7 protein-coding genes and 2 pseudogenes are annotated in these 11550 nt (G+C 64.1%); 8 read left to right on the plus strand and 1 reads right to left on the minus strand.

What is annotated here, in order from left to right:
- Nucleotides 1-2308 (minus strand): annotated as a pseudogene (locus C1D09_RS08665) (peptidoglycan-binding protein); the annotation flags it as partial.
- A gap of 452 nt (nucleotides 2309-2760) precedes the next feature.
- On the opposite strand from C1D09_RS08665, the gene C1D09_RS08670 reads away from it, so the two are divergent.
- The 8 genes and pseudogenes from C1D09_RS08670 to C1D09_RS34320 form a co-directional block, all read left to right on the plus strand.
- The gene (locus C1D09_RS08670) at nucleotides 2761-3222 is read left to right on the plus strand and encodes a MerR family transcriptional regulator (RefSeq protein ID WP_143973889.1); all 462 of its coding nucleotides are present in this window, start codon (nucleotides 2761-2763) and stop codon (nucleotides 3220-3222) included.
- Between the two features lie 296 nt (nucleotides 3223-3518).
- Nucleotides 3519-5309: an acyl-CoA dehydrogenase gene (locus C1D09_RS08675; protein ID WP_143973884.1), complete on the plus strand. Its 1791-nt coding sequence runs from the start codon at nucleotides 3519-3521 to the stop codon at nucleotides 5307-5309.
- 102 nt (nucleotides 5310-5411) lie between these two features.
- Nucleotides 5412-6581, plus strand: coding sequence for an acyl-CoA dehydrogenase family protein (locus tag C1D09_RS08680; RefSeq protein ID WP_143973890.1), 1170 nt, complete (start codon nucleotides 5412-5414; stop codon nucleotides 6579-6581).
- A 33-nt stretch (nucleotides 6582-6614) separates the two neighbouring features.
- Entirely contained in the window at nucleotides 6615-7823 is a 1209-nt protein-coding gene (locus C1D09_RS08685) for an acetyl-CoA C-acetyltransferase (protein ID WP_143973885.1), read from the plus strand.
- A 14-nt stretch (nucleotides 7824-7837) separates the two neighbouring features.
- Nucleotides 7838-10057 carry a 3-hydroxyacyl-CoA dehydrogenase NAD-binding domain-containing protein gene (locus C1D09_RS08690; RefSeq protein ID WP_143973886.1) on the plus strand — a complete coding sequence of 740 codons (2220 nt, stop codon included), beginning with the start codon at nucleotides 7838-7840 and terminating at the stop codon, nucleotides 10055-10057.
- 10 nt (nucleotides 10058-10067) lie between these two features.
- Nucleotides 10068-10613 (plus strand): thioesterase family protein, encoded by a 546-nt coding sequence (locus C1D09_RS08695; protein ID WP_143973887.1) that lies wholly within the window; start codon nucleotides 10068-10070, stop codon nucleotides 10611-10613.
- A gap of 137 nt (nucleotides 10614-10750) precedes the next feature.
- Nucleotides 10751-11389 carry a S24 family peptidase gene (locus tag C1D09_RS08700; protein WP_143973888.1) on the plus strand — a complete coding sequence of 213 codons (639 nt, stop codon included), beginning with the start codon at nucleotides 10751-10753 and terminating at the stop codon, nucleotides 11387-11389.
- 9 nt (nucleotides 11390-11398) lie between these two features.
- A pseudogene (locus C1D09_RS34320) lies at nucleotides 11399-11550 on the plus strand (thermonuclease family protein); the annotation flags it as partial.

Raw genomic sequence — 11550 nt, forward strand, 5'->3', positions numbered from 1 at the left:
TGAAGGCACGGGCCAGCCCGCCGAACATCGATTTGCGGCCGGCCGGCTGGTCCTTCTCGGCGATGGTATCGGAACCGAGTGCGGCCATGGCGGCCGCGGCGGCGGCTTCCGCCGGCGTGCGCGTTCCCACGTCGCCATGCGTACCCAGATCGCCACGCGCACCCTGGTTGCGCGTCAGTGCGGCGACGCGGTCATCGAGATCGGCCATGTCGCCGGTCAGCGGCATCGGGTCGTCGATATCCATCGATGGCGCCTCGACTGCCAGCTTGGCGGTTCGTGTGCGGCGCCTGCCGACCGCCTGGTCCTGGCCCAGAAGTTCGCTGACCGCTTCGGGCGATTCGTCGGTTTCCAGCGAACCTAGCCTGTCGACGATCTTGAGCAGCGTGTCGTGGATGGCCTCGAAAGTCCGCGAATTGCGTTCGTCGGAACGCCGCGTCAGCGTCTCGAGCGTCTTAAGGTCCTGGGCGAGTCCGGAAACGGCCGACGCGTTGGCGTTCGACCCCGCCAGCGAACGCACGGCGTTCTCGGCCGCTTCGCGTGCCGCGCCAAGGATGGAATCGCGGGTCCCGGCCAGTGCCTTCTCGATTTCGTCGAGGCGCGGGCTGATGTCCTCGAATTCCGGCAGGGGCGTGCTGGGCCTGGACAGATGGGCGGACAGGCCGGTGACCTGCGCCTCCAGGCTGCGTATCAGCGCCGGATCGATGCCGGCGACCTGGGCTGCAGAGGCGTCGAGCCGGCTGGAAATGTCCTCGAGCCGGCTTTCCAGTCCACGGATCGCCGCTTCGCCGGCGGGATCAGGAGCGCGCGTCTCCATGCGCGTGGCGAGTGCGGTGAAGCGGGCGTCGATGGCCTCCATGATGCCGGCGCTGTCGATCTGCGGCGCGAGGCGCTGGTCGAGCCGGTCGGCAACCTCGTCGAGACGGCGCTCGAGATCGCGAAACAGCATGTTGCCCTGTTCGATGGCATCGCCTTGGCGGCGTTCCATCATGCTGGACAGCACGTCGAAGCGCTGCTCAAGCCCGTGGAAGATATAGTCGGCGTCGGGCATGGCCGGCGCCTGGTCGATCTTGTCGGCGATGAGGGTGATCTGCTTGGCCAGCCGTTCCATCGCCTGTTCGGGCAAATTGGCGCGGCCGGCGAGTTCGTCGACGCGGCTCGACAGCGTGCTCAGGCGATCCATGACCGCGTTACCGGGACGATCCTGCGCCACCTCCTCGATCTGCCGGGCGAGCGAGTCGATGCGCTTCTCGATACGATCGAAGGCTTCGTGGTCGACGGAATTGGCCTGTGCAGCGACGGTCGAGGCAACGATGGCGCGGGAAATCTCGTCCAGCCGCTCATCGATCATGGCAAGCGTGTCGCCGCCGCGATTGTCCTGCTGGCCCGCGAAGTGTTCGACGGCGCCGGCCAGCGTACGCACCTTTTCCTCGAGCGAGCGCAGCGACAGCGATTCGGGCAGATTGTTGACGGCGTTGCTGATCTGCTCCAGCCGGTCGGTCAGGGCCGCAAGGGCGGGGTCGTCGGAGCGCTTGCGCTGGTCGGCGTCGACGCGGTCCTCGAAAGCCGTCCAGCGGCGGTCGAAATCGTCCCAGCGGCGGTCGACCTTCTGCACGCTCTCCTCGCGCGCCAGCGTGTCGAGCGCGGCCTTCACCTGCTCGAGCTCCAGCCGCAGCATGTTGACGCTTCTGTCGTCGCTTTTCTCCGACAGTGACTTGATGGCGCCGGAAAGCCGTTCGAATTCGACGCCGAGTTCGGCACTGCCCTTGCCCGCAGTGCCGGACCTGGCGTTGGCCTGGAAGGCGGCGTCGATATCCTTGCGCAGTGCATCGAATTCGCGCTGCAGACCTGCCGTCATCTGGTGGCGCAGTTCCTCGCGCATGCCGCGCAATTCGCCGGCGATCTTGCCGACCATGGCGACGCTGTCTTCCTGGCCGCGTACGCGGTCGATGTCACGGGCGATGGCCTGGTAGTTCTGGTCGAAGCTGGGTGCCGGCGCCGGGGTCTGCGGGCGCGCCGCCGGCCGCGGATCTTCATACCAGCGCTGCTGACCGGTTGGCTGGGCGGCGGGATAGCGCGGGTCGACAGCGGGATAGCGCGGGTCGACGGCGGGATAGCGCGGGTCGACAGCGGGATGGCGCGGATCGGCGCCGTATTGGCGCAGGGCCGGACGTGCCGTCGCCTCCTCGCGGGTCTGCCCCAGCCGCTGTTCCAGCGTCTCAAGCGAGCGGTTCAGTTGCTCGAGCGTGGTCTGCGGCTTGCGCTGCCTGCCGGCGTTGAGTGTATCGAGATAGGACCGCTTGCTGTTCATCGGTGCGTCCGTCTTTCAGATTGGCCGGCTTGCGACCAGCTCCCAAGTCCCTGCCGGAACGAAGGCGACCGCGCTTCCACGGTGGAATACAAGCTTCCCGGGGTTTCACCCGCGCTCCGAAAAACCGTGAAAAATTCGATACAGGATAAACACGGGTAGCCGACGCGCCCACATTTCCCCCAACGTGGTAAACAACGCGTTAACCAAGCTTAAGAAGTTGGAAGGAAGTTCGCTCTCGCTTCCACGGTGCGGCATAAAGCACCTCCACAGAACGCCCCTTGCGTCATGCGGCGGCTACCGGTATAGAATTGACGTAAACGTAAAAGGCGCATTTGAGTGTGCTGTTTGCGATTTTGTTTGTCGAAACCACGGCCGGAAGCACGCCCCCGCTTCCAGTCAGGCGACGCATGGTCCAGGACCGCGACGCCACCAGACGGGGAAAGCCAGTGACCATGAAGCTTATCTCGGCCGGCGAGACCGCGGCCAATACCAATAATGCATCTGTCGAAGCCGGTGAGGACCTTGCCCGCATCGGCGAAATGGCCAAGAAATACGGCGTGACGCTGCGCACGCTGCGTTTCTACGAAGACAAGGGCCTGCTCAACCCGCAGCGCGACGGCTCCACCCGTCTCTACACGCGGCGTGACAAGGCCCGGCTGAAGCTGATCCTGCTCGGCCGCAAGGTCGGGTTCTCGCTGCGCGACGTCAAGCAGATGATGGATCTCTACGATCCGACCGGTTCCAACACCAAGCAGTTGCGGCTGGCGCTGGACAAGTCCGAGAAGCAGCTCGCCCGCCTGCAGAAGCAGCGGGCGCTGATCGACGACGCCATCAACGAGCTCTCCGGTTCGATGTCGGCGGTGCGCCAGATGCTGGCCGAGCGCGCGACGCCGCAGGCAAGCGTCGCGAGCTGAAGCAATCTACCGGGTCCGACTGCGTCGGAGTCTCGACCATCAAAGCCGCGTGGCCATGCCGCGCGGCTTTTTCGTTGCCTGGATCTGCCCTACTGGCTCCTTCGGCGCTGGTCTGCATCACGTCGCGCTGCTGGCGTCGCCAAGCAGCGGCTGGTCGGGAAATCTTGTCGCACCGAAAAAATTGACGTTTACGCAAACGTCAATTTTTGCTATCCCGGTTTCAACACGGGTCCGCATGCTGCCCCGACATCAATTCGGCGGCTTTCGGACCGGGTCCGCAGGGTGGAGAAAAAAGCATGCCGATATACAGGGCGCCGGTCCAGGACACGCTGTTCGTACTCAACGAGGTGTTGGGCTATCAGCGCTATTCGAACCTTCCCGGATTTGCCGACGCCACGCCAGACGTGCTGGAAGCGATCCTGGCTGAAGGCGCCAAACTCGCCGAAAACGTCATGCATCCGCTCAACCGTGTCGGCGACATGGAAGGCTGTGTGCGTCACGACGACGGCTCGGTGACCACGCCCAAAGGCTTCAGGGAGGCCTTCGACCAGTATCGCGAAGGCGGCTGGATGGGGCTGGCGGCGCCGGTCGAGTTTGGCGGCCAGGGCCTGCCCTATGCCGTGCACACCGCCGTCGCCGAATACATGGTCTCGGCCAACATGTCGCTGATGATGTATCCGGGCCTGACCCAAGGCGCCATCGCCGCGATCATCACCCACGGCACCGACGAGCAGAAAGCCAAATGGCTGCCGAAGTTGGTCGAGGGTTCCTGGACCGGAACCATGAACCTGACCGAGCCGCATTGCGGCACCGATCTCGGCCTGCTGCGCACCAAGGCTGTGCCGAACGGCGACAGCACCTACAAAATCTCGGGACAGAAGATTTTCATCTCGGCCGGCGAGCACGACATGTCGGACAACATCGTCCATCTCGTGCTGGCCCGCATCGAGGGCGCGCCGGAGGGCGTCAAGGGTATCTCGCTGTTCATCGTGCCGAAGCTGAAGCTCGATGCCGCGGGCAATCCGGGCGAACGCAACACGCTCTCCTGTGGCTCCATCGAGGAGAAGATGGGCATCCACGGCAATTCGACTTGCGTCATGAACTATGACGAGGCCGAAGGCACGCTGCTCGGTGAGGAGAATGGCGGCCTCAAGGCGATGTTTACGATGATGAATGAGGCCCGCCTCGGCGTCGGCCTGCAAGGGCTTTCGCTGTCGGAGATCGCCTACCAGAACGCCGTTGCCTACGCCAAGGACCGCTTGCAGGGCCGTTCGCTCTCAGGCGCCAAGGCGCCGGACAAGAAGGCCGACCCGATCATCGTCCATCCTGACATCCGCCGTTCGCTGATGACCATGAAGGCCTTCAACGAGGCCGGCCGCGCGCTGGCGCTGTGGACGGCGATCAAGTCCGACATCGCGCATCGCTCCGCCGACGACAAGGACCGCCAGGCGGCCGACGACTACACCGGCCTGATGACGCCGGTGGTAAAGGGCGTGCTCACCGACAAGGGCTTCGATCACGCCGTCATGGCGCAGCAGGTGTTCGGCGGTCATGGCTATATCGAAGAGCACGGCATGAGCCAGTTCGTGCGCGATGCCCGCATCGCCATGATCTATGAAGGCGCCAACGGCATCCAGGCACTCGACCTCGTCGGCCGCAAGCTCGGCCTGAATGGCGGCCGCGCCATCCAGGCCTTCTTCAAGGAGGTCGGCGAATTCTGCGAGGAGAACCGCTCCGACGAGAAGATGGCGCCCTTCACCAAGGGGTTGAAGAAGGGCCTGAACGATCTGCAGGCCGCGACCATGTGGCTGGTGCAGAACGGCATGGCCAAGCCCGACAATGCCGGCGCGGCCTCGACCGACTATATGCATCTCTTCGGCCTTGTTGCGCTGGGCTACATGTGGGCGCAGATGGCCAAGGCAGCCCAGGGCAAGACCGGCGCCAACGGCACCCAGTCCTTCTACGACAACAAGGTGGTGACGGCGCGCTTCTTCATGGAGCGGATCATGCCGGAGACGTCGGCCCATCTCGCTCGTATTTCGAGTGGCGCGGATACGCTGATGGCCCTGCCCGCGGAAGCGTTCTAAAGATGATTGCCCTCTCCCTCGAGGGGAGGGTCGGTTGAGGCCCGCGTGACGTGCGCCGGCCTCGACGCTGACGATGCGCTCTGGGAGGAGTACCATATCCACATGACCAGCCCCGCCGAAATACTTGGCCTTCCCAAGCCCGCCTGGGCGGCAGACGAGGTCGGCATGCTCTACGACATGGCAACCCGCTTCATGTCGGAGGAGATCGCACCGCGCTACGACGAGTTCGAGAAGAACGAGATGGTCGACCGCGAGAGCTGGCGCAAGGCCGGCGCCGCCGGCCTGCTCTGTGCCTCGATGCCGGAGGAATATGGCGGTTCCGGCGGCACCTTCGCGCATGAGAGCGCCATCATCGAGGCGATCGGCCATGTCGGCGTCGATGGTTTTGGCATCGGGCTGCATAATTCGATCGTCGCCCCTTACATCCTTCACTACGGTTCGCAAGAACAGAAGAGGAAGTGGCTGCCGAAGCTCGCCACCGGCGAGCTGATCGGCGCCATCGCCATGACCGAACCGGGCGCCGGTTCCGATCTGCAAGGCGTCAAGACGCGGGCCGAGAAGGACGGCAACCAGTACAGGATCAATGGTTCCAAGACCTTCATCACCAACGGCCAGCTGGCCAACTTCATCATCGTCGTCACCAAGACCGATCCGGAAAAGGGCGCCAAGGGCACCTCGCTGATTGTCGTCGAGACCGACGAGGTCGAAGGTTTTGAGCGCGGCCGCAACCTCGACAAGATCGGCCTGAAGGCCAACGACACGTCGGAATTGTTCTTCAACGACGTGCGCGTCCCGACCTCGAACCTGCTCGGCCACGAGGAAGGGCAGGGCTTCATCCAGCTGATGCAGCAATTGCCGCAGGAGCGGCTGCAGATCGGCACCGGCGCCATTGCGATGATCGAGCGCGCGCTGGCGTTGACCATCGACTACGTCAAGGAGCGCAAGGCGTTCGGCAAGGCGATCATCGATTTCCAGAACACCCAGTTCAAGCTGGCCGAACTCAAGACCGAGGCGACCATCGGCCGGGTCTTCTACAATGACTGCGTCACCCGCCACATCAATGGCGGGCTCGATCCGGTGACGGCCTCGATGGCCAAGTACTGGCTGAGCGACCTGCAGGGCAAGGTCGTCGACGAATGTCTTCAACTGCACGGCGGCTATGGCTACATGAATGAATATCCGATCGCCCGCATGTTCCGCGACGCTCGCGTCCAGCGCATCTATGGCGGCACCAACGAGATCATGAAATTGCTGATCGGACGCTCGCTCTGAGAGCGGCGACCGGCAAACCCAAGGAGCACGAAAATGGCCGAAGCTTACGTCTATGACGCCGTGCGCACGCCGCGCGGCAAGGGCAAGAAGGACGGATCGCTGCACGAAGTGCCTGCCGTGCGGCTCGCCGCCAAGACGCTGGAAGCGCTGCGCGACCGCAACGGGCTGGACACGGGCAACGTCGACGACATCATCTTCGGCTGCGTCGATCCGGTCGGCGAGGCGGGTTCGGTCATTCCACGCGCGGCCGCATTCGAGGCCGGCTACGACACCAAGGCGCCTGGCATGCAGATCTCGCGCTTCTGTGCCTCGGGCCTCGACGCCATCAATTTCGGCGCCGCCAAGATCGCGCAGGGCGCCGACGATATCGTCATCGCCGGTGGTGTCGAATCCATGTCGCGCGTCGGCATGGGTGCCTCTGGCGGCGCCTGGTTCATGGATCCCTCGGTCGGCCTGCCCGGCTGGTTCGTGCCGCAAGGCATCTCGGCCGACCTGATCGCCACCAAATATGGTTTCTCCCGTGACGACGTCGACGCCTATGCGGTCGAAAGCCAGAAGCGGGCCGCCAAATCCTGGGCCGACGGCCGCTTCAACAATTCGGTCATTGCGATCAAGGATCAGAACGGCCTGACCATCCTCGACCATGACGAGCACATGCGGCCTTCGACCGACATGCAGTCGCTGGCATCCCTCAACCCATCCTTCGTCATGCCCGGCGAAATGGGCGGCTTCGATGCGGTCGCCGTGCAGAAGCACCCCGAGGTGGAAGAGGTCAATCACGTCCATCACGCCGGCAATTCGTCCGGCATCGTCGACGGCGCGGCGGCCGTGCTGCTCGGCTCGAAGAAGGCCGGCAAGGCGATGGGCCTCAAACCCCGCGCGCGCATCCGCACCTTCGCCAATATCGGCTCCGAGCCAGTGCTGATGCTGACCGGCCCAGTCGATGTCACCGAGAAACTCCTGAAGCGCGCCAAGATGAAGCTGTCGGACATCGACCTGTTCGAGCTCAACGAAGCCTTCGCCTCGGTGGTGCTGCGCTACATGCAGGCTTTCGAGATCCCGCACGACAAGATCAACGTCAATGGCGGCGCCATCGCCATGGGCCATCCGCTCGGGGCCACCGGCGCGATGATCTTCGGCACGGTGCTGGACGAACTCGAGCGCCGCGATCTGAACACCGCGCTGGTCACGCTGTGCATCGGCGCCGGCATGGGCACCGCAACGATCATCGAACGCGTCTGACGGGGAGAGAAACAATGAGCTACATCAATTTCACCCTCGACACCGACGCCGACGGCATCGCGCTCGTCACCTGGAACATGCCGGATCGCTCGATGAACGTGTTCACCGAGGAGGTGATGGGCGAACTCGACAAGATCATCGACCAGGTGGCGGCCGACGCCGGCATCAAGGGTGCGGTGATCACCTCGGGCAAGGACAGCTTCTCCGGCGGCGCCGATCTGACCATGCTGCAGAAGATGCTTGCCGTGTTCGCCAGGGAAAAGACCAAGGACCCGGAGAAGGCGGCAAAGCTGCTGTTCGACAATGCCGGTCGCATGGGCGGCCTGTGGCGCAAGCTCGAAACATCGGGCAAGCCCTGGGTATCGGCGATCAACGGCACCTGCATGGGCGGCGCCTTCGAGTTGTCGCTGGCCTGCCACGGCCGGGTCGCCGCCGATTCAGACAAGGTCAAGATGGCCTTGCCGGAAGTCAAGGTCGGGATCTTCCCCGGCGCCGGCGGCACCCAGCGCGTGCCGCGGCTGACCGATCAGCAGCAGGCGCTGCAGATGCTGACCTCCGGCCAGAATCTGTCGCCGCAGAAGGCGAAGGCCATGGGCCTGATCCATGAGATCGCCGAGCCGGCCAAGCTGGTCGAGGCTGCAAAGGCCATGATCAGGAACGGACTGAAAGCCGTGCAGCCCTGGGACGAGAAGGGCTTCAAGCTGCCCGGCGGCCAGATCTATTCGCCGGCCGGCTTCAATCTGTGGCCGCCGGCTATCGCCATCCTGCGCCGCGAAACCTTTGGCAATTACCCGGCCGCCGCCGCCATACTGAAATGCGTCTATGAAGGGCTGCTGGTGCCGTTCGACACCGCGCTCAGGATCGAACAGCGTTATTTCACCGAGATCATGCAGAGCAGGGAAGCGGCGGCGATGATCCGCTCGCTGTTCGTCTCGCTGCAGGAACTGAACAAGGGCGCCCGCCGCCCGGACGGCGTGCCGGAAACCAAGTTCAAGAAGATCGGCATTCTGGGCGCCGGCTTCATGGGCGCCGGTATCGCCTATGTCACGGCCAAGGCCGGCATCCCGGTGGTGCTGCTCGACCGCGACATGGAGTCGGCCGAGAAGGGCAAGGCGCATTCGGACAGCCTGGTCTCGGATCAGGTCAAGAAAGGCCGCGCCAAGCCGGAGGAGAAGGACAAGCTCCTGTCGCTGATCATGCCGACAGCCGACTATGCCGATCTCGTCGGCTGCGACCTCGTGGTCGAGGCGGTGTTCGAGGATTCGGCCGTCAAGAAGGCAGCCACGGAACAGGCGGAGGCCGTGCTGAAGTCATCGGCGATCTTCGCATCGAACACCTCGACCATTCCGATCACCTCGCTGGCGAAGAACTCGGCGCGGCCGAAGAATTTCGTCGGCATCCACTTCTTCTCGCCGGTCGACAAGATGATGCTGGTCGAGATCATCCTCGGCAAGAAGACCGGCGACAAGGCGCTGGCCACCGCGATCGACTTCGTCCGCGCCATCAAGAAGACGCCGATCGTCGTCAACGATACGCGCGGCTTCTACGTCAACCGCTGCGTGCTGCGCTACATGTCGGAAGCCTACAAGATGCTGATCGAGGGCGTGCCCGCGCCGATGATCGAGAATGCGGCGAAGGCCGCCGGCATGCCGGTCGGTCCGTTGGCGTTGACCGACGAGACGGCGATCGACCTTGCCCAGAAGATCATGAAGCAGACCATCAGGGATCTCGGCGACAAGGCCGTTGATCTCAAGCAGATGGCGCTGATCAACACCATGGTCGACGACCATGGCCGCTTCGGGCGCAAGAACGGCAAGGGCTTTTATGACTATCCCGCCAAGCCGGCCAAGAAGAAGCTGTGGCCGGGACTGAAGGACCTCTATCCGCAGCTTGCGCCCGAGAAGGTAGACTACGAGGAGCTGCAGCAGCGGCTGCTGGTCACCATCGCGCTGGAAGCGGCGCGGGTGATGGAGGAAGGCATCGTCACCGATCCGCGCGAGGCCGATGTGGGCTCGATCCTGGCCTTCGGCTTCGCGCCCTACAGTGGCGGCGCGCTGTCCTATATCGACGGCGTCGGCGCCAAGCGCTTCGTCAAGATCGCCAAGGGATTGCAGAAGAAATACGGCGCCGAGTTCAAGGTGCCCAAGCTGCTCATCGACATGGCCGAAAAGGACGAAACCTTCTACCAGCGCTTCGATCCCTACGCCAAGGACGACGTTAAACAGGCCGCCTGACGGCAGGGTCATGTATGTCTGGGCGCGCATGGCGCGCATGATGGCCACGACGCGAAGCCGTGGCCCCTACATGATGGGCGGTGAAAGCCGGCTGGCCTTTCGCTGCCTGCCGACCGACGTCGATTTCAACGTCCACCTCAACAATGCGCGCTACATGATGCTGGCCGATCTCGGCCGCATCGACCTGTTCGTCCGTGCCGGCCTGATCACGCTGGCGCGCAAGAATGGCTGGGCGCCGATGATGGGCGGGCTGCAGGCGGTCTACGCACGCGAGATCAGGCTGTGGCGCCGTTTCGAAGTGGTGTCTTCCATCGAGACCTGGGAAGGCAGCCAGGTCATCGGCAAGCACCGTTTCGTCGCCGACAATGGTGAGACGGCTGCCGTGATCCTGACGACCGCAGGCGTCTACGACCGCAAGGCGCGCCGTTTTCTCGATATCGACGAGGTCGTCGCCGCGCTTGGTCGCTCGGTGACCCCGCGTCCGCCGACCGAGGTCGAACGGCTGTTCATGGAGTCTCACCAAGCCTTGCGCCGCCAGGCCAAAGGACCCGCCTGACGTCGTGTCCGGAGAGTGTGCCGCACTGTCGTTACGGCACAGTTTTGTTCCTGATCCGTCGCCTGCGCGGTGGACATGCCGGCGGTTGCGGGTTAGACAGGAGAGGCATTTTTTCCTGTCTGGAAGGAGAGCACGACATGCTCTCGCACGACCGCGTCTGGGCCGCCATCGATGCTCTTGCCGAGCGCTATTCGCTTTCGGCGTCAGGTCTGGCGAGGCGCGCTGGCCTCGATTCGACCGCCTTCAACAAGTCGAAACGCCTGTCCTCGGATGGCCGGCCGCGCTGGCCTTCGACCGAATCGCTGGCCAAGATCATCGAGGCGACGGGTGCCTCGCTCGACGAATTCACCAGGCTGATCGAAGGCCGCATCGATGCAGCACCCGCTTACCGGAGATCCGTGCCCTTGCTCGGCTTCGCCCAGGCCGGCGCCGGCGGCTTCTTCGACGATGCCGGCTTTCCGGCCGGGCAGGGCTGGGATCTGGTCGAACTGCCGGCGCAATCGACCGAAAGCTCCTATGCGCTGCAGGTGCAGGGCGATTCCATGCTGCCGCTCTATCGCAACGGCGATGTCCTCATCGTCGAGCCGGGCGCCATCACCCGCAAGGGCGATCGCGTCGTCGTCAAGACCACATCGGGCGAGGTGATGGCCAAGGTGCTCGAGCGCCAGACCGTCAAGTCGATCGCGCTGGTCTCGCTCAATCCCGATCATCCCGACCGCGACATTCCCATGCGCGAGGTCGAATGGGTGGCGCGGATTGTCTGGGCAAGCCAGTAGGTCGGGGTGGTGCGGGTACCTCACCTCATTGTCGCGGTTCTGATGGTCCCGGTGATGGCGGCCCTGGTCGTCGCCGGCGGCCGCACGCTGAAAGGAAGCCAGGGCACCGTCGCGGTGGATCAGATCGATCCCGGCATGGACACGATCTCCCAGGCGGGCAC

Source organism: Mesorhizobium intechi, assembly GCF_002879535.1.
In the GTDB taxonomy this organism is placed as follows: Bacteria; Pseudomonadota; Alphaproteobacteria; order Rhizobiales; family Rhizobiaceae; genus Mesorhizobium; species Mesorhizobium intechi.